Annotated in this window: 26 protein-coding genes; 12 read left to right on the plus strand and 14 right to left on the minus strand. The window is 58.2% G+C overall.

The features are described 5' to 3' along the window. The first annotated feature begins 115 nt into the window (after nt 1-115). From ACX1DW_RS09230 to ACX1DW_RS09245, 4 genes are read left to right on the plus strand one after another with little or no spacing between them, the layout of a single operon-like run. A complete protein-coding gene (locus ACX1DW_RS09230; protein WP_063543721.1) occupies nt 116-1,864 on the plus strand; it encodes a hypothetical protein in 1,749 nt (582 codons plus the stop codon). Continuing rightward, nucleotides 1,857-3,719, plus strand: coding sequence for a hypothetical protein (locus ACX1DW_RS09235; protein ID WP_161612583.1), 1,863 nt, complete (start codon nt 1,857-1,859; stop codon nt 3,717-3,719). Before ACX1DW_RS09230 ends, ACX1DW_RS09235 begins: the two co-directional genes overlap by 8 nt. A gap of 1 nt (nt 3,720) precedes the next feature. Then, entirely contained in the window at nt 3,721-4,260 is a 540-nt protein-coding gene (locus tag ACX1DW_RS09240) for a hypothetical protein (RefSeq protein ID WP_161612585.1), read from the plus strand. Further along, the gene (locus ACX1DW_RS09245) at nt 4,257-5,537 is read left to right on the plus strand and encodes a site-specific integrase (RefSeq protein WP_155736412.1); all 1,281 of its coding nucleotides are present in this window, start codon (nt 4,257-4,259) and stop codon (nt 5,535-5,537) included. The genes ACX1DW_RS09240 and ACX1DW_RS09245 overlap by 4 nt, the downstream gene beginning before the upstream one ends. 709 nt (nt 5,538-6,246) lie before the next feature. Here the strand turns inward: ACX1DW_RS09245 and ACX1DW_RS09250 are convergent. Continuing rightward, entirely contained in the window at nt 6,247-6,477 is a 231-nt protein-coding gene (locus ACX1DW_RS09250) for a BPSL0761 family protein (protein ID WP_225002080.1), read from the minus strand. Between the two features lie 60 nt (nt 6,478-6,537). Then, complete coding sequence (locus tag ACX1DW_RS09255; protein WP_063541684.1) at nt 6,538-6,984, minus strand: hypothetical protein; 447 nt, start codon at nt 6,982-6,984, stop codon at nt 6,538-6,540. 764 nt (nt 6,985-7,748) lie between these two features. Here ACX1DW_RS09255 and ACX1DW_RS09260 point away from each other — a divergent pair. The 4 genes from ACX1DW_RS09260 (at nt 7,749) to ACX1DW_RS09275 (ending at nt 9,386) form a co-directional block, all read left to right on the plus strand. After that, nucleotides 7,749-7,997: a helix-turn-helix domain-containing protein gene (locus tag ACX1DW_RS09260; protein WP_033936531.1), complete on the plus strand. Its 249-nt coding sequence runs from the start codon at nt 7,749-7,751 to the stop codon at nt 7,995-7,997. Between the two features lie 51 nt (nt 7,998-8,048). Further along, nucleotides 8,049-8,666, plus strand: coding sequence for a DUF6088 family protein (locus ACX1DW_RS09265; protein ID WP_063541682.1), 618 nt, complete (start codon nt 8,049-8,051; stop codon nt 8,664-8,666). A 157-nt stretch (nt 8,667-8,823) separates the two neighbouring features. Next, complete coding sequence (locus ACX1DW_RS09270; protein WP_063541680.1) at nt 8,824-9,012, plus strand: ribbon-helix-helix domain-containing protein; 189 nt, start codon at nt 8,824-8,826, stop codon at nt 9,010-9,012. Nucleotides 9,013-9,083: 71 nt separating this feature from the next. Further along, complete coding sequence (locus ACX1DW_RS09275) at nt 9,084-9,386, plus strand: PDDEXK family nuclease (RefSeq protein WP_414485147.1); 303 nt, start codon at nt 9,084-9,086, stop codon at nt 9,384-9,386. On the opposite strand, the gene ACX1DW_RS09280 is transcribed toward ACX1DW_RS09275, so the two are convergent. The 7 genes from ACX1DW_RS09280 to ACX1DW_RS09310 form a co-directional block, all read right to left on the minus strand. Then, nucleotides 9,303-10,571, minus strand: a complete 1,269-nt coding sequence (locus ACX1DW_RS09280; protein WP_046622482.1) for an MFS transporter — start codon at nt 10,569-10,571, stop codon at nt 9,303-9,305. The genes ACX1DW_RS09275 and ACX1DW_RS09280 overlap by 84 nt on opposite strands. 75 nt (nt 10,572-10,646) lie before the next feature. Further along, entirely contained in the window at nt 10,647-11,528 is an 882-nt protein-coding gene (locus ACX1DW_RS09285; protein WP_161612586.1) for a sulfurtransferase, read from the minus strand. A 67-nt stretch (nt 11,529-11,595) separates the two neighbouring features. Further along, nucleotides 11,596-12,045 carry a cyanase gene (gene cynS / locus ACX1DW_RS09290; protein WP_042939156.1) on the minus strand — a complete coding sequence of 150 codons (450 nt, stop codon included), beginning with the start codon at nt 12,043-12,045 and terminating at the stop codon, nt 11,596-11,598. Between the two features lie 84 nt (nt 12,046-12,129). Beyond that, on the minus strand, nt 12,130-12,687 hold the full coding sequence (locus ACX1DW_RS09295; RefSeq protein ID WP_152664437.1) for an OsmC family protein: 558 nt from the start codon (nt 12,685-12,687) through the stop codon (nt 12,130-12,132). A gap of 613 nt (nt 12,688-13,300) precedes the next feature. Continuing rightward, a complete protein-coding gene (locus tag ACX1DW_RS09300) occupies nt 13,301-14,554 on the minus strand; it encodes an MgtC/SapB family protein (protein ID WP_458993271.1) in 1,254 nt (417 codons plus the stop codon). Nucleotides 14,555-14,729: 175 nt separating this feature from the next. Beyond that, nucleotides 14,730-14,936, minus strand: a complete 207-nt coding sequence (locus tag ACX1DW_RS09305) for a hypothetical protein (RefSeq protein WP_046622489.1) — start codon at nt 14,934-14,936, stop codon at nt 14,730-14,732. A 45-nt stretch (nt 14,937-14,981) separates the two neighbouring features. Further along, nucleotides 14,982-16,631 (minus strand): methyl-accepting chemotaxis protein, encoded by a 1,650-nt coding sequence (locus ACX1DW_RS09310; RefSeq protein ID WP_161612590.1) that lies wholly within the window; start codon nt 16,629-16,631, stop codon nt 14,982-14,984. A gap of 90 nt (nt 16,632-16,721) precedes the next feature. On the opposite strand from ACX1DW_RS09310, the gene ACX1DW_RS09315 reads away from it, so the two are divergent. From ACX1DW_RS09315 to ACX1DW_RS09330, 4 genes are all read left to right on the plus strand, one after another. Continuing rightward, a complete protein-coding gene (locus ACX1DW_RS09315; RefSeq protein ID WP_161612591.1) occupies nt 16,722-16,931 on the plus strand; it encodes a hypothetical protein in 210 nt (69 codons plus the stop codon). 305 nt (nt 16,932-17,236) lie between these two features. Then, a complete protein-coding gene (locus ACX1DW_RS09320; protein ID WP_066690344.1) occupies nt 17,237-17,830 on the plus strand; it encodes a recombinase family protein in 594 nt (197 codons plus the stop codon). Further along, a complete protein-coding gene (locus ACX1DW_RS09325) occupies nt 17,827-20,859 on the plus strand; it encodes a Tn3 family transposase (protein ID WP_161612593.1) in 3,033 nt (1,010 codons plus the stop codon). Before ACX1DW_RS09320 ends, ACX1DW_RS09325 begins: the two co-directional genes overlap by 4 nt. Continuing rightward, nucleotides 20,856-21,311, plus strand: coding sequence for a VOC family protein (locus tag ACX1DW_RS09330; RefSeq protein ID WP_161612595.1), 456 nt, complete (start codon nt 20,856-20,858; stop codon nt 21,309-21,311). Before ACX1DW_RS09325 ends, ACX1DW_RS09330 begins: the two co-directional genes overlap by 4 nt. Nucleotides 21,312-21,702: 391 nt before the next feature. On the opposite strand, the gene ACX1DW_RS09335 is transcribed toward ACX1DW_RS09330, so the two are convergent. From ACX1DW_RS09335 to ntrB, 5 genes are all read right to left on the minus strand, one after another. Beyond that, nucleotides 21,703-22,566 (minus strand): MBL fold metallo-hydrolase, encoded by an 864-nt coding sequence (locus tag ACX1DW_RS09335; protein WP_042939162.1) that lies wholly within the window; start codon nt 22,564-22,566, stop codon nt 21,703-21,705. A gap of 15 nt (nt 22,567-22,581) precedes the next feature. Then, nucleotides 22,582-23,397, minus strand: a complete 816-nt coding sequence (locus tag ACX1DW_RS09340; RefSeq protein WP_042939165.1) for a sulfite exporter TauE/SafE family protein — start codon at nt 23,395-23,397, stop codon at nt 22,582-22,584. Between the two features lie 35 nt (nt 23,398-23,432). Then, nucleotides 23,433-24,671, minus strand: coding sequence for an alginate export family protein (locus ACX1DW_RS09345; protein ID WP_042939167.1), 1,239 nt, complete (start codon nt 24,669-24,671; stop codon nt 23,433-23,435). Between the two features lie 110 nt (nt 24,672-24,781). Continuing rightward, the gene (locus tag ACX1DW_RS09350; RefSeq protein ID WP_046622323.1) at nt 24,782-25,705 is read right to left on the minus strand and encodes an ABC transporter ATP-binding protein; all 924 of its coding nucleotides are present in this window, start codon (nt 25,703-25,705) and stop codon (nt 24,782-24,784) included. Then, the gene (gene ntrB / locus ACX1DW_RS09355; RefSeq protein WP_046622320.1) at nt 25,695-26,549 is read right to left on the minus strand and encodes a nitrate ABC transporter permease; all 855 of its coding nucleotides are present in this window, start codon (nt 26,547-26,549) and stop codon (nt 25,695-25,697) included. The genes ACX1DW_RS09350 and ntrB overlap by 11 nt, the downstream gene beginning before the upstream one ends. Nucleotides 26,550-26,556 lie beyond the last annotated feature (7 nt).

Consider the following 26,556-nt stretch of genomic DNA (forward strand, 5'->3'; position numbering starts at 1 on the left):
GTCGCTCTTACGAGGCCAACGCGCTGCAAAGCCATACTGTTCATGCCTTTCACCCTTGCGGAAGCCAAATCCCCATCTACGCTTCCTATCTGAACCAACTTCAGGTAGGAACGTGATGAGCGGGAAGCTGGAAAATTTCCTGAATGGTATCAAAACCTGCTGCCCGAAGGACATCCTGACCTGGGTGGAAAAGCATCCTCCAAAGCGTCGGGCGCCCTTCATCCGCGAATTTTTCATGATCGCTCACGACCTTGATCCGGAATGGCATCGGAACTCTGGGGTGATTACCAATGCATGTCGGACATTTCTCTTTCATCGCCGTAGTGCAATATCAAAAACCACAGGCAAGCCGGTCAAAGAAGTTACCGTAATCTCTGACTACACAGCAGTTAGTCATTACTTAAACAGGCTTCAAAAAGCCAAGAAACTGCCTAGCAATGCGCTGATCCCCCCAATCCCCAAATCGTCAGACGTATTCTCGGAAAAAGAATGCAATATCCTTGGTTATCTGACTTTGGAACATGCCGTTCAAGCAGCCTCCATGGAAATCGCTCTGAGCGAAATTGCACAACAAATCGAAAAACATAGAGCTGTCATTCTCTCCAAATGCAAACATGTTGTTGCAGAAAGTTTTGCGCGTTATTTAAAAACCCCAGACATTATTCGCAGAAGCGATGTAATTGCTATTCGACTAACAAAGGACAACTTAGATCCTAACCTGAGAGGCTTTGGCACCGGCCAACATATTAGTTTTTTCTCACCTTCCCACCCAAATGGCTTCATTAACTCTGTTGCGTACCTAGCCACAGAACAAGACGGCCTTTTTACTCGCAAATCATTTCCTGGATCACATCACATTTATTCCTGGTCTTCAATGAAAATTAAATCATACTTGGGAATCACTGACGAATTTGCTGTTGCGGCGATGTGCATCATTATTGATGAGCTTGGAATTAACGTCATCGACTTGGCAAACGCCCAAGTAAAGAAAACGAAAGATGGGCAATTCGTCACCATCCGCGAGGATGGCGGGATCACCGTCACTACCCTTAAACCCCGGGCTAACAAATTAATTGAGCGCCATGCACCAAAAGCTTCGAACGAGATTAAAGTCGATGCAGAAAGTATAGACGCTAATACTACGCTATGGATGCTGTTACAAATGAGAACTCAGCACTCCAAGGCTTTGAACTCCAACTATCTTTTCGTCATGGATGGGTCTAGCCCCACTCGTCAATGGGATGAGCATCTCTACCGTATCTTAGACACGAGACGAAAAAGCACTTTCAAGGCAATCATTGATTCGCTTCCCCCATGGGTAGCTGAAGCTAAGCCTACCATGCCCAAAATCAGAGTTTCACGTGGCCTGCTTAAGTGGATCGAGAGCGGTGGCGACACTCTGGAAACAAGTCTATACCTTGGCAACTCGTTACTGACTGCCTTGCGAAATTACGTACCACCGTCAATCCAAGAGTTTGTATACCGAAAAAAACTCCGTGACCATCAAAATATTCAGCTACTTATAGCCGAAGAAATCTCCCCCTCTACAAGCCACCCCAGTAGTGAAAGTTATGAGATATCCCAAGCCCAGCTCATTAACGCCGTGAAGCAAATCAGAGCCACCCCCCTCCAAGCAGCAGAAAGTAATCCAAACCATATGATTTACTTTCTCTGCTCGCCTCAAACGATTGAGCTTGTCGTCTCATATGCAACATTCGGGAAAGACAACAATCTTATTTCAACATGCAAGACGATTATCACAAAGATCCAAGAAGAAGGCAGTCGCAAAATGATTAAACTGCTTGCCGATGCCAAACCTAAACGCATGGACTTTGCTCTCCTCGAGGTATCCGTTAATGAATAACGAGGAAGCTCAAAAAATCATACCATCGGCACCGTCATCCCAAGCCGTTCTTCCTAATTGGATTCACCCTGTCTCCACAAAGACAGAATGGTATGTGCCAAAAACCGGAACAAGAGTGTCCACCTCAGATGATCCAAACACTAGACACTATGTAAAGATTAGCTTCGACTATAAGCTATTCGACGAGTCATCCACAGCAGACCCAGTGTGGAACTTGTTTATCAGGGACTTACAGTCATCAGCCATTGCCCTGATTGAAAGCTCAAAATCGAAACGACCGAATGCACTTGCTTCATTTGTGAGGACAGCCTTTGAAATTGCCGATCATGTGTACGAGGCACGGGCTCGCTCAAGCCAGGCTCCTAAGATCGTAACCTTGGCTGACATCACTCTGGACGATGTGAAAACCTTCCTAGAAGCCCATGACTTAAAATTCATGGGCATAAATATTGCCAAGCTTGATTCAGAATTAGGATCAGCATCCAGAGGACTGACAAATATTGCTCCCTTGATCTCAAATATGGGGATCCCCCCTATTACTAAAAAGATCATTATTCAGAAGCTCAAGAACAACAAGTTTGATATCTGCCGAGAATTCGTCTGCACCTATGCTGCAAACGAAGAGGATGACGAAGATAGCCTCAGCATTTGCACACTACAAAACAAATGCACCAACCTAGCTTACCTGCACTCCACAAAGGAACAGCAATCTCATCCTTTTGAGGTTGGAGCAGATGATATTTCAGACATTCTAAACAACATGCCCGGGAAATTTATCGAGAAAAACCAAACCCCATTGATGCCTACAAACGTAGCATTCCACTACATCAGCAACGCGATTGTCTTTCACCGCGACTATGCACCACATATCCGAAAATACATTAAAAGGCTTGACGACTACTACAACAAGGAAATTATTGGACGGTACGCGGCCAGCACAATCAGATCAAACGTACACACCTTCAAGAAACAGACCTTAGAGGCGATACCAATCCCTAAGGCATTACGACACCTCAATATCAGAACGTATGGGAAATGCGGCAGAACCAGAGGTGGAATCAGCTGCAATTCTATTTTGCGAGAGCACATTTCTACTGACGAGCTGATTGATTTCTACGCCATTACAACCCGAATCCTGATACATACTTTTTCAGCTTGCCGCGTGTTGAGCGCCTCCTTGCTTGACGCCAATTGCCTAACAATATCAAAACTGGATGGCTTATGGGACTTGAAACTTAAGATCCCGAAAGCCAGCAACAGCCATGAGCTTGAAATTATTAAGCGACCAATCCCTAAAATCATTTGGGACTTTATTTACGAATATATCGAGTTTATGGAGGATCGCCATCCAGGGATGACTTCAATCTGGCCCTCTGGCGCACAGAAAGGGAAAGACCGAAACGAGACAACTTTTCGTAAAATACTTGACCAATACTCTGATTGGATTCAAACACCAACCACAGGCGAAACACGATGGTATGCACGTCCTCATCAATTCAGACGTTTCTTCGCAGCCTTCTTCTTCTACTTGAGCGGAAGCACTGAAATTGAACCGTTGCGATGGATGATGGGACACATCGAACCGAATGTAACACTCTACTATGCTGACATCTCGAACCAACCTGAATGGGAGCGAGATACTCTCGAATTTCTAACTGACTTCTTGGAGGGCCACGTAGGCAAGGATGTCTTGGTCGACGAAGAATTACTTGACGTTTTCTCCAAATGTGAACAAGAAGTAAAACTAGGGGATCACACTTTGTTGTCTGAACACCTCCAAGAACTGGCAAACCATCACGACATCAAGCTAAAGATTATGAACAACCAAAAAATCTTTATATATGCGAGCAGATAACATGAACCGCTATTCGAAAGGCGAAACATCAGCAGCTAAACTAAAGGAAAAACAAGCCAAAACACAAAGCCTGCTTAACAAAATTATACTGCTTAGGAAAGCAGTTCGAGACAATCAAAAAATTCCGACACTAGACGCACTCAAGAGCAAGAGGGGCATCCCCTTCAAAGCCGCGTTAGCGTGGGAGGACGCCACTCTAGAAGTATCATCCTGCTCATACAACACCTCACAAGAACCCTACAACAAAGAATATGCAGAACAACTTTCTGTAGCCCTCAAAGCATATAACAATTTGGCCACCGTCGCCGAAGCGCCCCCACATCAAAAACGAACGACAAAGCGCTCACAGCAAGAAGAAATCACCATTTTAAAAAACCAAATCGATTACCTTACCAACACAGTTGCTGAAATGTACCGCGCATACATTCAATTAACCTCAAGAGTAGACGAGCAAACGCGTCAAGACCTTAGATACCAGCAAGTTCTAAAGAGCCATACCCAAGCCCTTGATAGAGCGCACTTAATGCTGGTGAAACCATGATACATACAGCAAAATCTCCCCATCTTGATTTTCTTTTCAACCATGGTCATACCCCCCCACCACTACCTCTTCTATTTGACTCAAAGGGCAATTTTTGTTGGGAGATCAACAACTACCTAACACAGTATGGTGGCGGGCCCAACAGCTACGGAGCACGCCCGTCACCCAAGACCGTATTTAGTCGAGCAGAAACATTAAATGTCTTTCAAGGCTATCTTGAGTCTAACAAGCTAACCATCTTCGACGTCACCGACGAAACATTGTACGACTTTGTTACACACAAACAAAAACTTGAAAAGTCAAATTCCACCACCTTAAAAAGAATTGTTAGGTACATACTACTCCTGCTGGAACACACCCAACAGGAAAACAAATTTTCAAAGCTCCTCACAACCGACACTGGCGCCCATGAGTTTCAGATTAACGCTACAGAAGATCATTACAATTTCCAGAGGCGAAAGGTACGGTTTCTAACACACCCATGTATAGAAAACCTGAAAGACACACCAACCGAACCAATAAGCTTTATTCGTAACAACGAGCTAAGCGCGTGGCACGATGCTATTCATGACTACACATCCAATCAGTACATCATTGATAGATGGTACGTGCTTTCCACCCTTCTGGAATTTACAGGATGCCGGATCGAAGAAGCGATAAATATCCCCGCGAGCTCAATCATTCACGCCTTCAAAAACAACGATCTCGTCAGAAACATCCCAGTTCTCAAAGGCAAGTACAAGGGATGCTTGCGGAAAGTTTTGATCCCTAGACCTGAGCTACAAGAATTATACAAGTTCGTATCGCTTACCCATAGCCTGCATCCACACAGCCTGCTTCATGACAGAATATTTGTTAGCGAAGACAGCGGCCTCCCAATGTCACGCACGACCTTCAACTCGTATTATCGAGTGGTTGCCAATTCATCCAAACACAAGGATTTACTTCAAGGAGTTTCTTACCACAATTTCCGCCACCGCTACTTCACAATTCTGGTTGCGAAAAACATCAGCAAACTTTCGAAAATATCCCAGGTGAACATCTTGGATGTGGCAATGGCAATTGTGCGTAAGGATTCATACCATGCTTCTAAGGACACCCTTTCGACCTACATTCACCTTACACAAGATCCAGAAATCCAGGTTATTCTCAAAGCAGAACCTAACGCTTCTGCGACTCTAACGGCAATAGAAAAACTTTTGAAGACAGACGACGGTAGATCACCCGAAGAGAAGCTGGCCGGAATAATGGCATTGATCAACGCCAAGTCTCCCTGAGATTTGCATTTCTTGGCGCCTGCGAATACAGTAAAACTGATCTCTAAAAGTAGGAATAACTATGTCGAAAAAGTCGATATGGACGGACGTATGGACATCGACTCTAGGCCTGAATATACGTGGTTTTAGGCACTCGCCATACAAGTCCATATGGACATCAAGCTGATGTGGACAGAAACGCGATCAATGTCCATATTCTATGTATTCTCGCTCTTCATCCTTGGGAGACTGTGGCGGAGCGGCCCGGTCACTGTTTTTCATTTACCGCTACTGGCGAGGATTGAGGCTTTTCGTGTTGAGGTTAGCAAGGATTCCGGTTCGTCGCACACGGAAAGAGTTGAACGCTTGGAAGGGAAGTTGGCGCTTTCAAGAAGGAGCTTGAAATGGTTCGTGCGCAGCGTGACCGAAGTGCTTTCGCAAAATCTACAGTTATGGGAGCGCGTGAGGGAGTTAGAGCGTAAGCGTCCGACCAACTCGACTTGTATTAGATTACCCACCTAGAAGTTTATCGGTCTGGTCAGAGTTGGTTCCGAGACCTTTGAACAGGTCTGAACATTGTCCGCTTGGGAAATTTCTAGCAGAACGGAAATCGCCCAGAAACACCGTTACCGGCTACCTTCGCACGGGTAGGCGGTAATGGTATAGAGAATTCAACTCTGCATCGGGTGAACGCTAGCGCCTTGTATTCAAAGCTTGCTCGTGGTCTTCGCTAGCGCGTAAACGTTGAGCTGAATACGGGGCCGAGCGCTCCAATTGGCAATGTATCTGCGAGCTCTTCAATCCGACCGGCCAAAAGCATGTCACTCCGGCTTGGGTAATGACGTAGGAGGAAGCGAGCATCGCGCCGAACACGTTCGGGTAGAGATGTGTCACGAGAAAGCTCGACCAGAAAGTCGTGTGTCTGTACCACCGCCCGGGTGCGTTCGTAGGGCATGGTCATTTTTCCCTCCAGGCATGCATAGCTTAGGGTCTCGATCTCGGCTTATGAGATCGAAGGTCTTTACTTCGGCAGATGCAACGCCGCAGAAAAGATCGTGTGATTGTTCAGTTGTCCGTCTGGTAGCTGGTCTGCTGAGACGGAATACGTTCGGCCTCCCTCCACTAGATACTCGTACCCAAGTTCCTGACCTTGCTTGTTACGGATCGCGGCGACCTCCAGCAACGGCTCCATCAGCCAGCGGCCCGTCTTATTTATATGAGCTGGGGTCACGAGTTGAGCCTTTTCCAGCCATGCATAATCATTTACCGCAGCCACGATCTGCTCAAGCAGAGCCGGTGTGGGAACCATCAGCATGCTTCGAAAGGCTTCCCTGTTATCTTCCTCGACCATTTGGAGGTAGAACCAAGGGCACGCCATATCTTGCTCGATAAATGACCAGAATTGCACGCCATCTGGGCTATGGGAGAGCCTAGGAAACAATTCCGCATTGCGATTTGTTTTAAACACTCTTCGCTCACTGATGAGATATAGTCAATAGTTAATGTTGCTGCGGTTGTTTTATGTTTAATAACGCTTCATGTTTTAACTTTTCTGGGGCGTGAAGTTTGCGTCAAGAATCGTTTTCTTATGGGTTTTGGATCATCGGGGCAGCCGTTTCGTTAGACTTGGTCGGTAATTCGTAGCGGTGTGACCGCCGCCAAGCTTAGGGTGCATAGTTAATTGCGTGAAATTTGGATGTTTTTAGTAAAAAAATAGTTAGCCGCACTGGCCTCCTATTAATCGAATCTTAATGCTGTAGTCCATATGGCGTTCAGTTTCATGTAGGTCCTTTGGTTTGAAGTTGCGTCGAGAAAAATTAACGATTTCTGAATCAGAGAATCCATACTCCTGCATCCTCTTCAATGTGCACGAACATAGTGCAGGTGATGTCCCTTGTGCTTTAGAAGCGGACTCGCACCTTTTAACAAGCTGCTGAATTCCAGTTTCCCCAGCAATGGCTCCTGACTGCAGAAGCATTGCAAGTGCAACAGAAGCAGTTATGCCAATAGCCCTCATGTCTATATATCCTTTTTTAACTGATTGCTTATCGGGAATTAATCGTTTTTATTTGAGTTACAGCGGATTGAGAGGCCGGCATTTGTAGGAAGGTGACCCTTCAATTCGGTGGAGGGTGGCGCCATCTCATGGGGGCATGTTTTACCAAATTCACAGTATACTGTGAAGACCTGGAGCGGCGCCGCCCAGATAGTCCTCCCTTTTGGGGGGCATCTGTGGAAGTCGAACTGGCGTTCGGAAAGGTCCTGCGCAGACGTCGTGTCGAAGCAGGGCTCACCCAGGAGCGATTGGCTCATGAGGCAGAATTGCAGCGTAACTATGTCAGCCTGATGGAGCGGGGCATCCATCAGCCAACGATCACCACCTTGATCAAGCTGGCCATCCCCTTGGGCTGCACGGCAGCTGAGATCGTCGACGAGGTGGAAAGGATCGTGGCAGACCAACGCTCAACACCTGCTGTTTAGGTCTATCAGCGTTCGATCTTTCAGAAGACGCACAGGTCCTAGAAGGCTTCCATGTCTGTCGCACAAGCCATCTCAAATCGAGTCAAGCGCATGAAGAAGGGCAAGCCTTTCGTGCGCAACCTCTTCGCAGAGTTGGGTTCGCGTGCAGCGGTCGATAAAGCACTCTCCAGGCTGGTGCAAGCAGGCCGTCTGGAGCGCGTAGCTCGTGGCGTTTATATGCGACCAAAGCTGAGTACCTACGTCGGCTGGGTAAGACCGAGCCCGATTACCATCATGCATATTCTCGCCAAGGCGAATGGTGAGACGATTCAGATACACGGAGCTGAGGCCGTGCGCAGGTTGGGGCTCAGCACGCAGATGCAGGTGGTGCCGGTCTACTACACCAGCGGCAGAACCCGAGAAATCAAGGCCGGCAATGCTGTGGTTCGTCTCAACCATGTTTCCAGTGATCGTTTGCAGCATGCCGGGAACAAGGTAGGCTTGGCGCTCACGGCGCTTTACTACCTCGGTAAAGATGGGGCGTGTCCCCATGCGCTTTCCAAAATAGCCGATACCCTGAGCCCGGACGAATTGACCACGCTGCTTGCCTGCAGCATGCCCAAATGGATGCGGGCGGCATTGGCTACTTTCGCTGAAGAAGCATCACTGGCGGTGTCTTCGGGAAGCTAGCCAAAGCACCCAGCACACCAGACCGAATGGATCGCAATGTGGTGTTGTGACCATTCGCCCTCAAGCCGGGTGCAACTTCATCGAAGCTATGTATTTGTGTTGTAAAGTTAAATGCAAAGGCAGTACATTTGCGTGACTTTTTTGACGAGGCCCTGCCATGTCACGCCTTAAGGACGAAACCCTTTCGATCCGCACCTCCGCTGAGATCAAGCAGCTTTTGCGTATGGCGGCTGATCGCGAACGCCGCTCGGTGGCATCGATGGTCGAGATTTTGGTGCTGGAGTACGCGCGCAATCATGACTTGAGTCTGAACCAACCAGGCGGGGAGCCCAAGACGAATGCTTGATGTGGCTCTGATTCGCCACAAGTAGCCGCCTATCCGCCACATCGAAGCCTCTATGACGGCAGGACTGATTCATGACCATCACCGAACACCAGATCGAGCAGGACCTGCTCGCCAAGCTCGGCGACCTCAAGTACAGCTATCGCCCCGAGATTCGCGACTGCGCCGGGCTCGAAGCCAACTTTCGCGAAAAGTTCCAGCAGCTCAACCGCGTCAACCTCACCGATGAGGAGTTTGCGCGCCTGCTGGAAGAGATGGCGGTTGCAGGAGCTGAGTGCAACACGGGATATTGCTCATGCTGCTACCTCCTTCGCGGCAATGGGATTACCGCCTGCCGCGTCCTGTCGGCGCTCGACCATGCGCATGGCAACCAATAATCCTGAAAGCAGGGTCAGGGCTGCCACCACCCAAAGCGCCACAGACAGTCCCTGCCAGTCAGCCAGCAATCCGGCGAGCAGCGCACCGACCGCATAGCCCAGGTCGCGCCACAGGCGATAAACGCCCACCGCCGAAGCACGCCATGTCGGGTGCGCCACGTCGCCGATGGCTGCCAGCAAGGTGGGATAGACCATCGCTGTGCCCGCGCCGAGCAGCACGGCGCCGAGGGCAAACCCCGTGAACTGCCCGGCCAGCGCCGTCACCCCGATACCTATGGCCTGCAGGGCCATGCCCCAGACGATCAGCCACTTGCGGCCGACCCGATCGGACCAGGCGCCCGTGAAGATCTGCCCTATCCCCCAGACGGCCGGATAGATCGCCACGAGCACGCCGATCTGGCCGAACGTCATTCCGGCGGCAGCGAACAACAGCGGGAACAGCCCCCAGGCCATGCCATCGTTGAGATTGTTCACCAGCCCGGCCTGGCTCACGCTGGAAAGGTTGCGATCACGCAATGAAGTACGGAGGAAAATCTCGTCCTGACTCAACCCCATCCCCTCGACAGCAGGTTGGCTGCGCGCCTCCAGCGCCACATGCTGACGCGTTTCCTGCACCAGCAACACGGACAGCAGCAGCCCGGCCAGTACATAGACCACCCCCAGGTAGAAGGGCTCTGGCCGGAGGCCGAACTCGGCGGCGCACCATCCGGTCAGCAGTGCGCTACCGGCGACGGCCAGGTAGCCGGCGAACTCGTTCAAGCCCATGGCCAGGCCGCGCCGCCTGGGGCCGACCAGGTCGATCTTCATGATCACCGTGGTTGACCAGGTCAGCCCCTGGCTCACCCCGAGCAGCACATTGGCCGCGAGCACCCAGCTCCAGTCTGGCCCCCACATGAGCATGAAGGGCACCGGCACGGCGACCAGCCAGCCGGCCACCAGCACCGGCTTGCGCCCGAAACGATCGGAGCAGCGTCCGGCGAGATAGTTGGTCAGCGCCTTGCTGATCCCGAAGGCAACGATGAAGGAGAAGATCGCCGTGCGCGCCACCAGCTGGAACTCTTGCTCAGCCATGGCCGGGAGAATGCTGCGCTCCAGGCCGATCATGGCGCCGACGAAGGCGTTAACCAGTACCAGCAGGCCAAACTGGCCGAGGTTTTCCCGCAGGCCCAAGCGAACGCCTGTCATCGACTAACTCCACACCTCGGAACTGAAACAAATGCGGCGAGCCCTGACCAGGACTCGCCCCGACAGCGCCACGAATCAGACCACCAGCGGCAGCAGACGCACGGCCCCTTTGGGCAGGCCGGTTTCGATGGGCAGGCGCTCGTCACGCGACCATTCGTTCCAGGAACCGAGATAGATGCGCAGCTTGTCGAAGCCGGCCAGCTTCATGGCAACGTAGGTATTGGCCGCCCGTGCGCCCTTGAAGCAATAAATGATGATCTCGTCATCAGGCGTCAGGCCTCGCTCGGCCGCCAGGGCGCGTACCTGACTAGCCGACTTGAATGCCGCGACCGGTTTGCGGGTATCCATCAGCTCGTACCACTCGAGCCAGACCGCACCGGGGATGCGCCCCTTGCGCGGAGCGAAGTCCTTGCCGTAGGGCGAGGAGCTTTCCCCCAGCCATTCATCCTTGTCGCGATTGTCGAGCAGCTTGATCGTTGGATCGGCCAGTGCCGCCAGCATCTGCTCCGTGGTTACCAGCAGCTCAGCCTGCGGCAGAACGGGGAAGCACGCCGCTGCGGGGGTTACCGTCGCGATGTCGACCGTGCCGCCGAATGCCTTCCAGGCCCGCAGACCACCATCGAGGATGCCGACCTTCGGGTAGCCGAGGTACTGCAACAGCCAGAAGCCGCGGCACGATCCGCCATAGCGGGTATTCAGCGCATCTTCGTAGACGATGGCGACTTTCTCGCCATCCAGACCGGCGTTGCCGAACAGCTCGGCGAATTGCGCCTGCAAGGCCTGCAGCCCCTCGGGGCTGGTTTGCGCCAGGTAGGAAAAGACATCCGGCACATTGACCGCGCCGACGATGTGCCCGGCCTGATAACTTTCGGGGTCGCGGATGTCGATCAGCACGGCCTTGCCAGCTTGCATCAAGGCTGCCGCTTCGTCGGGCCCGAAAAGCACTTTGTTGCTCATGGTTCCATCCTCTCCGGTTTGCTCCGGCCAGCCTGAAACTGGCCGAGAGCATGGGCTGCAGCAGGAATCAGTAGCTCTTGTACGGCAGGAACTTGCCGGACAGCACCACGTTGACGCGGTCGCCCTTCGGGTCGGCCTGGCGCTGGATATCCATGGAGAAGTCGATGGCGCTCATGATGCCGTCACCAAACTCCTCGTGGATCAGCTCCTTGATGGTGGTGCCGTAGATGCTGACGATCTCGTACCAGCGGTAGATCAGCGGATCGGTAGGCACGGCGCTCGGCAGCGAGCCCTTGTACGGCACGATCTGCAGCCAGGCCACCGCCTCGTCGGGCAGATCGAACAGTTGGCCGAGGGTTTCCGCCTGGGTCTTGTCGAAGGTCATTTGGCCCAGGCAGCCGGCAGTGGTCCACTCCTTGGACAGGCCGATAGCCTCGGCCACATGGCTCCACTTCAGGCCTTTGCTGACCTTGGCGGCCAGGATCAGTTTGGTCACTTCTTCGCGGCTGGAAATCATGATGCGTTCCTCATTCGGTTCGGTGTCCGGGCAGCGCCGCACTGGCGACTGCCCGCAAAATGGTCGCAGGGCGTTGCGTCAGTCTCAGTCGGCCAGGCCGATGCTGAACGGGATCGGGTTGCGCATGGTGTTGGCCACCGGCGAGTAGAAGTTGGCGTGCTTGACGATCTCATCCAGCTCCTCGCGGCTCGCATCGCCCTCCACCAGCACCTTCACACGGATTTCCTGGAAGCCCATTTGCGCAGGCTGCATCTCCGCGCCACCGGCACCCCAGGCCGCCGGGTTGCCGATATCGCCCTCGAGGAAGATTTCCAGCTTGCTCAGCTTCACCTGCTTCCAGGTGGCCACCGCGGTGATGCCCACGGCCAGGCAACCACCCAGGCCGGAGAGGACGATCTCGCCCGGGGCCGGTGCGGTGTCCTCGCCGAACAGGTGCAGCGGCTCGTCGACCACTACCGGCTGGTGATCACCGACATAGCTCAGGCTGCGGTACATGCCCTGCATGACGGAGTGGACCTTGTTGGTGCCACGGGTGGCCGGGTTGTTGCGGCCCTTCTCAGCGAAGGCCATCAACCCGTCGCGATCGATCGGCTTCAGGTAGGTCTTCACGGTGGTCGGGCAAGTGGCGGTTGCTGCAGACATGGCATTCTCCATCGGGTTTTGATCGAGCAGTTGGGCTGCTCTTTTGGACTCGAATGCTCTTTTGCAGCAGGTGTGCCAAGTCATGCCATGCCGCCGAAATCTGATTTTTATTTCTTTAAAATCATATACTTAACCAATTCAGGCACCCCTCCCAACAACCAAGTTTTCAGCAAGCCTTGGGTATAGTCGGCAGCTGACATTGTCGACATTGACGACAATGTCAGCTCACGAATTGGCTCAGGTTGCTGGTTGGTCTACCCGGGCGGCACCCATGTTCGCGATGGCACGGAGGCTCACCAGTAGCGCCAGTTGACCAAAAACTCGGCTAGCCTTCGTGACTCAACCACCGCTCACAAGCGGGAGACGAGCATGGTCAGCAAGAACACGATCTGCCTCTGGTACGACGGCACCGCAGAGGACGCAGCGAAGTTCTAGGGGTTGTAAGCCGGAACCGCCGAAATTTCCGTTAGCCAGAGGGGCAACTCGCGTCTGAACCTCAGTCCCGCCCATCTTGGCTCATCACCCAGCTTGCGTAGCACAGCACCCTTTAGATCAGCGGACATGGCGCAGAGCCGTAGGAAGAGCTGCAAGCCGTAACTACACGAGAGATTGGTCAAGCATAGGCAACCCACCCCATGCCGATTGCAATGCCTATCCCGATAGCCATCATCCCAGGCAGGCAGCGCAACAGGAAGTCGCGCCCTGCGACCCAGGCGAGGAGGCCAGTTTTGAAGCACAGGTTAGAGAGAATCGCCAGGCCGATCGCGTTAGCGGCTACCTCGGCGCCCAGTTTCCCATTCCCAAACAGGCGCAGGGTCGACAATGCGATGGCATCAAGTTCGGTCAGCCCGGACACGGCGGACGCCAGGTAGAGCCCGCGGGTTCCCGCCCAATCGGACAGCCACGAGGCTAAAAGTAAAATGATGGCATACATCGCACCGAAGCTCAGCGCAACCCGTAACTCGGTCGGATTGGCAACTTCCGGCAAAAGAAGTGGCCCCCCCGTCCGCGAACGATGCCAGACGAACAGTACCGCCAAGCCGCCTGCCACCAGGTTGCCGACCAACACTGGCCAAAGGGTCGCCATCAAGGAGGGCGCGATGGCAACGGCGATCATGCCCAGGCGCACGGACAAGACCAGATTGGCCATGAGAATGACGATCGACGACGTCAGCGCCATGGTCGGCGTCTGGCGGGCATGACGGGCGTACACCAGGGTAGTCGCGGTGCTCGACACCAGTCCTCCCAGCAGACCGAGCAAGGGCGGGCCAAAGCGATCTCCGACCGCACGCATGGCCAAATAGCCGGCGAGGCTCAAGCCGGATATCAGGACGACCATCATCCAGACGTGGTGAGGATTGAAAGCGCCATAGGGTCCATAACCGACGTTGGGCAGGAGCGGCAGCACGATAAAACTCAGCGTAGCGAACTGCAGGATCGACACCAGGTCGCGGGAAGTAATCCGTGAACTCAAGCCGCGCAGTTCGGCCTTGAAATGGAGCAGCGCTGCGGCAGCAATGGCTAGCATAACAGCATAACGACCGTGGCCGAGCCAAACCATCGCTCCGAGGGTGAACGAAAGCAGGATGGCCATTCGTGTGGTGGGGCCAGCGTGGCTCTCGCTCTCCCCGGTCGCGGTCTGACCGAAAACCATGATGCCCGTCATGGCCAGCAAGGCGGCAGGGAGAAACCACGGCGCCCCGACGCTCTGGCCGACGAGGGCGGCGATGGAGCCGAACAGCGCGGCCAAGGCCGAAGTTCGTAACCCCATTGCCGAACCGGCGCGTTCACGCTCAACCCCGATCAGAAGGCCGATGGCCAGGCTGGTCAGAAAAGAGATCAGATGCTCGTTGACGTTAGGGTCCATTGGCGCTTCCCGTAGTTCACCTGACCAACTGTCGGGCAGATGGAAAAATAATTGTTGAAATATGAGGTAGTAACGCCCATCACCTGCGGGAACTGACCTACGCCTTCGAGGAGATGGGGCAGGCTTGGGCCAACCGCCTGATCGAACTGCTGGTCGCCGCTTGCCATGAGGTCGATCAGGCGGCGGCGTGCTGACGCCCGAACGCCTTGCGTCCTGCCGCAAGGATTACGACGCCATTCTCGCGGACGGCGAGGCAGCCAATCCGCGCGCACCGCCTTCCGGCAAACGCGGGCTCGAGGCCGGCGTGATCGAAGCGGTGCGGCGATTCCGGCTTGACGGTCATGCCGCAGACGGGGTCGGTGATCGGGTGGTGCTCGTGCATGGCTGTGTCTCCCTTCTTGTATGGCGGCGCGCCGGCGGCGATCGGCTAAACGAGGAATTTCGCCGTGGCTTGTTGCAGATTGGACGCGAGCGATTCCAACTGGCGCGCCGCGTCGGCGATGTCTTCCACCGCCTGGCTGTTGCGCCGCGACAACTGGGCGATCTGTTCGACGTTTTCGGCCACCGCCCCGGAGGCCTGCCGCTGCTCGGCCAGGGTCGACGAGATCGCGCCGACGGCGACGATGACGTCCGCCGACCCCTGCCGCATGTCGGCCATCGAACGCGCCGCCTCGCCCGCCTTCTCCACCCCGGCGCCGACACGCTTCGTGCCGGTGTCCATGCCGTCGACGGCGCGGGCCGTAAGGGCCTCGACGCCTTTGATCATGTCGGTGATTTCCTGCGTCGATTGCGTGGTTCGTTCGGCGAGCTTCCTGACCTCATCGGCGACGACGGCGAAACCTCGGCCCTGTTCGCCGGCGCGGGCCGCCTCGATCGCCGCGTTCAAGGCCAGCAGGTTCGTCTGGTCCGCGATCTCCCGTATGGCACTGACAATGGCGAAAATCTGCTTTGAATCGTCGCCGAGTTGCTGCACGCTCGATGCCGCCTGCTGCACCGTAGCGGCGATTTGCTCCATCTCCCTGGCGGCATCCAGGACGATGCGCTCGCCTTCGGAAGACAAGGATCCCGAGCGCGCGGCGATGCTCTCGGCGTCCATCGCGCTTGCGGAGATCTGCCCGATGCGCTGTGTGATCTGCTCGACCGCCTGCGTCGTGTTCGACGCCGCCTGCGCCTGTTCCGCCGAACTGGCGGCCACCCCGCGGCTGGCCGCGGCAAGCTGCTGCGCCGACATCAGCAGGGCATCGGCACCGCGCCGTACCTGGCCGACGGCGTCCCGAATGCTCGTCTGCATGCGCAGCATGGACGCCATCAGGCTGCCGGCATCGCCCGGCAACGTCTGGACTTGAAAGGCGAGGTCGCCCTCGGCGATGCGCCGCGCGATCGCCGCCGCTTCGGCGGGCTCGCCGCCCAATTGCCGCAGCAGACTGCGGATGATCGCGTAGGACACCGCCAGCGAAAGACCGCCGCCCAGGGCGATGAGGATGCCGAAGACGCGCAGGGTCCCCCCGTAAAGGTCGTCGCTCTGGGCCATGGTTTCGGCGGCGACGCTGCGCGCGTGGTTCTCGATCTTCTGCAGCAAGGCCTCGGTCTTGGCCAACGGTCCGGTTTCGATCCCCGCGACCAGGTCGTCTACCGCATGCCCGGCGAGGTGATTCGACGGATCGAAGGTTGCCAGCGCCTTGCGGTACTTCTCGCCGATGGCGCGATGCGTTGCCAGCAGGTCGCGCACTTCGTCCGTCGCCATCCGCTGCGCATCCATCAATTCGGCGCCCTTGGCGAGAAAGGCCTGCACCTGTTTCTCCTCGCGCTCGAAATCGGCCACGTGGCGGTTGAACGTTGCCTTGTCGTGGCCGCGCAACAGGATGTTCTTCCAGCCGATCATCTGGCTGTGCAAGTGCGTCTGCGCGCGCTCCAGGGCGACCAGTATCTCCATCTGCCGCCCCTCGGTTTCGAGCGCCGAGCGCAAACCGCCGTGCAGGTAATGCAGGCCGAAAAATCCGGCCCCGCCCAACGCCAAGAGGCTGCCCAGGCTCAACGCGGCAAGCAGCCACAAACGCGAACTGGTCTTCGCAAGCATGATTTCTCCCATGATAACTACTCAGGTAGGCCGGAATAGCATCGCTATTCCGGGTTTGAGGACAGGCAGGCGGAGCCGATAAGAGAGGGCATGAATGAACTGCCCGATCTCGACCGACTCGGCCACGCCGAGAAGAACGATCTGATCCGTGCGCTGTTTGCGCAGGTTCAAGCACTGACGATAACGCCTGGCAGCCCTTCGGCGAGTGCAAGCGAAGCCGGAACCAACAGGATTAAAATGCCAGATAGGTGTTTTCTGCTGTGCATTGCTACTTCTTGCTCTCAAGTTTGCCTCAGCTAGATTCGAGGTGGCCGAATCAAAGCCATGGCGCAGTGGTTAGCTGCGATTCTAAAACGTCTCCCTACCTACCAAGCTGACGTCCTGCATGATTGAAACACATGGCGGCCGGCCTGTTGACTCGCTCCGCAAATGTAATTTATTCGTCATCTTGTCAGCAGGTAGGGGTTGTAAGCCGGAAACCCAGTGTTTTGCGACCTATCTGCAACAGTCATGTGCACCAACCTCTGGATGGCCTCAAAATTGTGCGGAAAACCATGTCGCCATGCGCTACCATACGGAAACCTATTTTTAATGGTTATCCGCCTATGTTGGTTGGCTACATGCGCGTGTCGTCGGACTCCGACCGCCAGAGCACGGACTTGCAACGCGATGCGCTGCTCGCCGCCGGCATCGATCCGCGCCATCTGTTCGAGGATCGAGCATCCGGCGCGAAGGATGACCGTGCCGGCTTGGCGCGGGCGCTCGAATTCGTCCGGCCTGGCGATGTGCTGGTCGTGTGGAAACTCGACCGGCTCGGCCGCTCGCTGTCGCATCTGCTCGCCATCGTGACCTCGCTCAAGGACAAGCGGGTGGCGTTCCGCTCGCTGACGGAGAACCTGGACACCACGACGCCCTCGGGCGAGTTCCTGTTCCAGGTGTTCGGCGCACTCGCGCAGTATGAGCGCGCCTTGATCCAGGAGCGCGTCGTCGCTGGCCTGACCGCCGCGCGCAAACGCGGCCGGATCGGCGGGCGACCGCAGGCGATCACCGGCGAGAAGCTCGACGCCATCGTCGCCGCGCTGGACGGCGGCATGTCCAAGGCGGCGGTATGTCGCAATTTCAGCGTCAAGCGCACCACCTTGATTGAGACCCTGGCGCGGATCGGCTGGACGGGCTCCCGTGGAGCGTCATCACGATGATCGGCAAGAGCGAGCGGTTGACCATCCTTTCGGATGCCGAGCAGGAAGCCCTGTACGGCCTGCCGGATTTCGATGATGCACAGCGGCTGGAATACCTGGCACTGACTGAAACCGAACTGGCGCTCGCCAGTAGCCGGCCCGGCCTCCATGCTCAGGTCTATTGCGTCTTGCAAATCGGCTACTTCAAGGCCAAGCGTGCCTTCTTCCGTTTCGACTGGAGCGAGGTCGAGGACGATTGTGCCTTCGTGCTGAGCCGCTATTTCCACGGCGAGCCGTTCGAGCGCAAGGCGATCACCAAGCACGAGCACTACACCCAGCGCGAGCGGGTTGCCAAGTTGTTCGGCTACCGGCCGTGGGCAGCCGACTTCCTGCCGCAACTGGCGCAGCAGGCCGAGCAGATCGTGCGCCGTGACGTGACGCTTGGGTTCGTCGCCGCCGAGCTGATCGTCTGGCTCAACGGGCACAAGATCATCCGGCCCGGCTACACCACCCTGCAAGAGCTGGTCAGTGAAGTCTTGTCCGCCGAACGTCGGCGGCTGGGCAGCCTGCTGGCGGAAGTGTTGGACGAATCAGCCAAGGCCACGCTGGCCCAGCTCCTGGTTCGTGACGACACCCTGTCGCAACTGGCGGCGCTCAAGCAGGACGCCAAGGATTTCGGCTGGCGTCAGATGGCCCGCGAACGCGGGAAGCGCGCCACGCTGGAGCCGCTGCACGGGATCGCCAAGGCGCTGCTGCCCAAGCTGGGTATCTCGCAGCAAAACCTGCTGTACTACGCGAGCCTGGCGAACTTCTATACCGTCCATGACCTGCGCAACCTGAAGGCGGATCAGACCCGGCTCTACCTGCTGTGCTATGCCTGGGTGCGTTACCGGCAACTCACCGACAACCTGGTCGATGCGATGGCCTTCCACATGAAGCAACTAGAGGATGAAAGCAGCGCGGGCGCGAAGCAGTCCTTCGTCGCCGAGCAGGTACGACGCCATCAGCAAACGCCGCAGGTTGGCCGCCTGCTGTCGCTGTACGTGGACGACAGCGTGACCGATCCGACGCCGTTCGGTGAGGTGCGCCAGCGCGCCTACAAGATCATGTCCAGGGACGCGCTGCAAAGCACCGCGCAGCGCATGAGCGTCAAGCCGCTGAACAAACTGGCGCTGCACTGGCAGGCGGTGGACGGTCTGGCCGAACGCATCCGACGCCATCTGCGGCCGCTGTACGTCGCGCTCGACTTCGCCGGCACTGATCCGGACAGCCCGTGGCTCGCGGCGCTGGCCTGGGCTAAGGGCGCGTTCGCCAAACAGCAGCGCCTGTCGCAACGGCCGCTCGCCGAATGTCCGGCGGCCACGCTGCCGAAACGCTTGCGGCCGTACCTGCTGACCTTCGACGCCGATGGCAAGCCGACTGGCCTGCACGCCGACCGCTACGAGTTCTGGCTGTACCGCCAGGTCAGGAAGCGCTTCCAGTCGGGCGAACTCTACCTCGACGACAGCTTGCAGCACCGGCATTTCTCCGACGAGTTGGTTTCGATGGACGGGAAGGCCGACGTGCTGGCACAGATGGACATCCCGTTCTTGCGGCAGCCGGTCGATACCCAACTCGATGCGCTGGCGGCCCAGCTGCACGCGCAATGGCTGGCGTTCAACCGCGAGCTGAAACAGGGCAAGCTGACGCACTTGGAATACGACAAGGACTCGCAGAAGCTGACTTGGCGCAAGCCCAAGGGCGAAAACCAGAAGGCGCGCGAGCAGGCGTTCTACGAGCAACTGCCGTTCTGCGATGTCGCTGATGTGTTCCGCTTCGTCAACGGCCAGTGCCAGTTCCTGTCGGCGTTGACGCCATTGCAGCCGCGTTACGCGAAGAAGGTAGCGGATGCCGACAGCCTGATGGCGGTCATCATCGCGCAGGCGATGAACCACGGCAACCAGGTCATGGCGCGCACCAGCGACATCCCGTACCACGTGCTGGAAAATACCTACCAGCAGTACCTGCGCCAGGCGTCGCTGCATGCTGCCAACGACCGCATCAGCAACGCCATTGCCGCGCTGCCGATCTTCCCGCATTACTCGTTCGACCTCGATGCGCTGTACGGCGCCGTCGATGGGCAGAAATTCGGCGTCGAACGGCCGACCGTGAAGGCGCGCTACTCGCGCAAGTATTTCGGGCGCGGCAAGGGCGTCGTTGCCTACACGCTCTTGTGCAACCACGTGCCGCTGAACGGTTATCTGATTGGCGCGCATGAGTACGAGGCTCACCACGTGTTCGACATCTGGTATCGCAACACGTCCGACATCGTGCCGACCGCGATCACCGGCGACATGCACAGCATCAACAAGGCCAACTTCGCCATCCTGCACTGGTTCGGCCTGCGTTTCGAGCCGCGCTTCACCGACCTCGACGACCAGTTGCAGGAGCTGTATTGTTGCGCCGACGATCCGGCGCTGTACGAGAAGTGCCTGATCCGGCCGGTCGGCCAAATCGACCGGCAACTCATCGTCAGCGAGAAGGCGAACATCGACCGGATCGTCGCCACGCTGGGCCTGAAGGAAATGACGCAGGGCACGCTGATCCGGAAACTGTGCACCTACACCGCGCCGAATCCGACGCGGCGCGCGATCTTCGAGTTCGACAAGCTGGTGCGCAGCATCTACACGTTGCGCTACCTGCGCGACCCGCAACTCGAACGGAACGTACACCGCTCGCAAAACCGCATCGAGTCTTATCACCAGCTACGCTCGACCATCGCCCAGGTCGGCGGGAAGAAGGAATTGACCGGCCGTACCGACATCGAAATCGAGATCAGCAACCAGTGCGCCCGGCTGATCGCCAACGCGGTTATCTACTACAACTCGGCCATCCTGTCGCGGCTGCTGACGAAATACGAGGCGGCCTGCAACGCCAGGGCGCTGGAACTCATCACCCAGATATCGCCGGCGGCCTGGCGGCACATCCTGCTGAACGGGCATTACACCTTCCAGAGCGACGGCAAGGTCATCGACCTCGATGCGCTCGTGGCGGGGCTGGAACTGGGGTGACGGAAATTTCGGCGGTTCCGGCTTACAACCCCTTCTACGCCGAGACCTTTCCGGACAGTGCAGTGGGAGCCATCGTTCGCGCTCCCGGCGACTATCCCGCCGGCAAGCAGGGCGATGTCCTGGTGGTCGAGTTCACCGTGCTGGGCATTCCTTGCATGGGCCTCAACGGCGGCCCGGGGATCAAGCACAACGAGGCTTTCTCATTCCAGGTTGCCACCGACGACCAAGCCGAAACCGACCGCCTGTGGAACGCGATCGTTGGCAACGGGGGCCAGGAAAGCGAATGCGGCTGGTGCAAGGACAAGTGGGGGGTGTCGTGGCAGATCACGCCACGCGTCCTCATGGACGCGCTGGCCGATCCCGATCATGAGGCGGCCAAGCGCGCATTCGACGCGATGATGCAGATGAGCAAGATCGACATCGCCGCGATCGAAGCGGCTCGGCGCGGCTGACGCTCGACGGGCGCCGGCTTGCGCCCTCCGCGAACGGCCGCATCGAGTCGACTGCGGCCTCTCTCGACCGGCAGCAGTCGGCCGATTCTGTTGAAAAAGTCCCTCTACGATTTCTGCGTGCGAAAGTAGGCCGCTGACGTTGAAATCTGAAGCAGCTCCGCACCGAGTCTGCTTCAGAATTCGCGTAGCAACGCCAAAACCGTGCGTTTTTTGAACGATTGAAAGCGGCTCCAGCAAAGACCGCCTTTTTCAACAGAATCGGCCGATTTCTGCCTGTCGCCACTGGCCACTTCGGGTCAACACCTACCCTTCTCTCTCCTTTCGTTCATAGACCAGGGCTGCTAACCGCCCCTGGCTATCTACCTCACGCACCCCGTCCTGTAACAGCTCCTCAGAGCACATCAAGCGGCATCTTCAGATAACGCACCCCATTGCCCTCAGGCTCAGGCAGCACGCCGGCCCGGATGTTCACCTGGATCGAGGGCAGCAGCAGGTTGGGCATGTCGAGCTGCGCGTCGCGCTGGTTGCGCATGGCAACGAAGTCCCCCTCGCCCACGCCATCATGCATGTGAATGTTCGCCGCGCGCTGCTCGGCCACCGAGCACTCGGCAATCGGCTTGCGCCCAGACGGCGGGTAGTCGTGACACATGAACAGGCGGGTCTCTCCCGGCAGGGCGAGAAGGCGGCGGATCGAGCGATATAGCTGGGCGGCGCAGCCTCCCGGGAAGTCGCAGCGGGCGGTACCGACATCCGGCGGGAACAGGGTGTCACCGACGAATACCAGACGCTCTTCGATCTGGAACGCCAGATCCGCCGGCGTATGCCCGGGCACGTGCAGAGCGCGGGCACGCAGTTCGCCGATGGTGAAGGCCTCGTCGGCCTGGAACAGGTGATCGAACTGGCCATGCTCCGCGCAGTAGTCCGCGGGCAGATTGTAGATGCCCGTGAACACCCTCTGCACGTTACGGATCGCCCCGCTGGCGCCGATCCTGCCGCCCAGGCGCTGACGCAGGTAGGCGGCAGCGGACAGGTGATCGGCATGGGCATGGGTTTCCAGCAGCCACTGCACCGCGAGCCGTTGCTGTTGGACGTAAGCGAGGATTCCATCGGCCGCCCGGGTATCGGTGCGTCCGGATTTCGGGTCATAGCCGAGCACCGAATCGATGATGGCGCAGGGCGTGCCCGGCCCGGCGTGCACCACATGGCTGAAGGTCGAGGTCTGCGCGTCGAAAAAGCTTTCCACATGCGGCTGCATGGCGGGCTCCGGGGTTCAGTGAAGCGGAAAAAGGGATATGAGCGTCTTGCCCAGCAGCATCAGCGCGGCCAGGCCGGCGAGCAGGGCGAAACCCAGTTGCAGGTAGCGGGCAGGCACCCGCGGGGCCAGCAGACGGCCGCCGAGCATCCCGCAGCCGGACCCGGCGATGAACATCCAGGCCGCGGCGGACAGGCTGCCGCCGGACCAGAGGAAACCGGCAACCGTACTGGCGGAGATCAGCGCGATCACCATCAGCGAGGTGGCAACGATGCCGTGCATGCCGAGGTTGCTGAACTGGCGCACCCCGGGGACGACCAGGAAGCCGCCGCCGACGCCGAGCAGGCCGCTGAACAGCCCCGACAGGCCACCGATGGCGGACAAGCTGAAGAAGCACCGCGAATTCCAGCGCAAGCGCCCGGTCTCGGTGTTGAGCATGCAGTTTCTGCGCAAGGCCTCGGGTACCGCGCCCGGCGCAGGGCTGGTCAGGGCCTGGCCCGCCATGCGCCCGGCGATCAGCAGCAGCACGGCGCAGAACAGCAGCATCAGCGCCGCCACCGGCAGAACGGCCGCCAGCCGCAGCCCGAGCGGCGCGCAGAGTGCGCCGCCGAGCGCCATCAGCAGCGCTGCCTTGTAGCGCACCAACCCGCGGCGGAGGCCATCAAGACCGCCGAGGAAGGCCGAAGCACCCACCGCGACCAGCGCCACCGGCGCCGCTTCGGGCAGGCTGTAGCCCAAGCCGAGCACCAGCGCCGGCACGGCCAGCACCCCGCCTCCCCCGGTCATGCCCAGCGCCAGGCCCACACCCAGGCCGTAAAGGCTTTCCAGCAACATGCGTCCTCCTGCGCCTGAGCGGCGCCCGTCGCCGATCAGTAGCGGTACTGCATCTGTACCCAGAACTTGTCGGTATCCACCGCGAACTCGTCGGCGTCGTAGCGGGCGTACTTGGCCATGGCCACCAGGTTCTTCACATAGGGGATCGGTCGGCTGTAGGCCACGTCCAGCTCCTGGCCGTAGCTGTCGCCCCCCTGGTCGGCCCGGAAGTCGTGGTACCAGGCCTGCAGGCTGCCGCCCAGCAGGGGCACGCTGCCGCCGACATAGCTGTCGCGGATACCGGCTGCCGGGGTGATGAGGAACAGGTCGGCCCAGCCCTGGAACTGGTGCTTGGTCGCCAGCGGCGTCTGGAAGGCGCGATTGCCGGCACCTTCCTCCCCGCCGAGCACCTCGTAGCCGACCTTGGCCAGGTAGCCGCCCTGCTGGTAGCCCAGCTCGCCGAGGAAGTAGTGGCCGTTCAGGTCCAGCGGATTGTTGCCGTAGTCGCGCTGGCGGGCATATTCCAGGGTGTAGCTGAAGCCCTCCCGCGCGCCGGCGAGACGCACACCGCTGGTACGGCTGGACTGGCTGCCCGGCGCCGCGGTTGGCGCCACCGCCAGGTTGTCGAGGCCGAGCAGGTAGCTGTAGGCGGTGACCTTCAGCTCCGGGCGCCAAGCATAGGCGACGTTGAACAGGTGACTGTGCCCCTCGATGTTCGCCGGATTGGTCGGATAGCCGTGCTGGCCGTCGGGGCCGAACGTGGTGTTGATGTTGTCGAGGTAGGCGTAGGTCAGGGTCAGCTGGTCCAGCGGCTTGAGCTGGCCAAGGAAGCCGTCGTAGGTCTGCTCGTTCTGCCGCCAGGCGACACCGCCGACGAAGCGCTGATTGTCCAGCTCGATGCGCTGGCGGCCGGCCACAGCGCTTCCCTGCGCATGGTCGTAGCGCAGCAGTGCCTGGTTGATTTCAGTACCGTCGGGGTCGCCCACCACCGAGTAATTGCCGCGACCATTGCGGGTATCGTTGAAGCGCTCGTCGCCGATGCGGTTGAGGTTGTCGACCTCGAGCACCCCGGAGAAGCCGTACCAGCTCCCGCTCTGGAAGCCGGCGCGTGTGCGCAGGGTCTGTGCGTTGGCATGGTCGAGGGCGTTGTCCTGATCGACGTGCTCGTAGCGATAACGCAGATCGAGGATCGGCTTGCCCTGGGTAAGCAGGTTGGCAAGGGCTTCTTCGGGCTGGGCTACAGCTGGCGCAGTCGAGGCCAGCAACAGGGGGCACAGCAGAGTGTTGGCACGCATGGGGGCTTTCCTGGCAAGTTTTTCAGGGCGCACCTTTCCCGTGCCGCCAGTACCGGAGTTCTGGCGGCCGCTGATTAGCGGATCGGGAAGGGGCGTTACAGGATGGTCAGTCAGGCGACGACGCGCATCCTGGAGGTCTGTGGTTGCTCGGGGCCGGGCGGCGGCTCGTCACTTTCCAGCCCCGGCCGCACGATCAGCGGCTCGCCACCGGCCTGCGCCGGCGCCCCGCTCTGCTGGATGACCTTGGAGCGGCGCACCAGGAAGTCCACCAGGTGGTTGCGGATGCGGTAGAACTGCGGGTCGTGGTGCATGGTTTCGCGGCTGCGATCACGCGGCAGGGTGTTGATGACGATCTCGGCCACTCGCGCATGGGGGCCGTTGCTCATCAGCATGATCTTGTCGGCCAGCAGGATCGACTCGTCGACGTCGTGGGTGATCATGAACACCGTCTGCCGGGTGGCTGAGCAGATCTTCAGCAGCTCGTCCTGAATCACACCGCGAGTCAACGCATCCAGCGCGCCGAACGGCTCGTCCATCAGCAGCATCTTCGGCTCCACGGCGAAGGCGCGGGCGATACCGACGCGCTGCTTCATGCCACCGGAAAGTTCGCTGGGCTTCTTCTGCGCGGCGGCCTTGAGGCCGACCATGTCGAGGAAGCGGGCGCCATGCTCGGCGATCTGCTTGCGCGACCACTCCGGGTAGCGCGAGCGCACGGCGAAGGCGATGTTCTGCTCCACGGTCAGCCAGGGCAGCAGCGCGTGGCTCTGGAACACCACGCCACGGTCCAGGCTGGGACCGGAGATTTCCTTGCCGGCCATCACCACCCCGCCGCTGCTGGCCTCTTCCAGGCCGGCTATGACGTTGAGGATGGTGCTCTTGCCGCAACCGGAGTGACCGATCACACAGATGAACTCACCCTGCTGGATGCTGAAGTTGATGTTCTCGAACACCGGCGGCAGATCGTCGCGATAGCGCTTGGTCAACCCTTCCACCTTGATGAAGGGGACGCTGTGCTTGTGAGCTTCATTCGACATAGGTCACCTTCTTTTGCAGGCTGGCAAACAGGAGATCAAGGAGCATGCCGATCACGCCGATCATCAGGACGGCGAAGATCACGTTGCCCAGGGACAGGTTGTTCCACTCGTTCCAGACGAAGTAGCCGATGCCGGTACCGCCGATCAGCATTTCCGCGGCGACGATGACCAGCCAGGCGATGCCCATGGAGATGCGCATGCCGGTGATGATGGTCGGCGCGGCAGCCGGCAGGATCACCTGGAAGGCCTTGCGCAACGGACCGACCTCGAGGGTGCGGGCGACGTTGAGCCAGTCCTTGCGCACCCCGGCGACACCGAAGGCGGTATTGATCAGCATCGGCCAGACCGAGCAGATGAAGATCACGAAGATCGCCGAGGTGGTGGAATCCTTGATGGTGTAGAGCGCGATCGGCATCCAGGCCAGCGGCGAGATGGGCTTGAGCACCTGGATGAATGGATCGAAGGCCTTGTAGAGCAGCGGCGACATGCCGATCACGAAGCCCAGCGGGATCGCCACCAGCGCGGCGATCAGGTAGCCGAGCCCCACGCGCCCCAGCGAATGGGCCAGCTGGATGCCGATGCCCTTGTCGTTGGGACCGTTGTCGTAAAAGGGATCGCTGAGCTGCTTCCAGGCCAGGCCGGCGAATTGCGCCGGGGTCGGCATGCCGTTGACCTCCTTCGTTTCACCGCTGACGGTCTGCCCCATCAGCAGGGCGTACTCCTCGTCCATCGCGCTGGTGGCGGCTTGCTTGCCAGGCAGGCTCGCCACCTGCCAGACCATCAGCAGCACCAGCAGCATCACGAAGGACAGCAGCGCGGCTTTCATACGTATCGATTTGCCCATGACGTTC

The sequence above is a fragment of the Stutzerimonas sp. KH-1 genome (assembly GCF_054483855.1).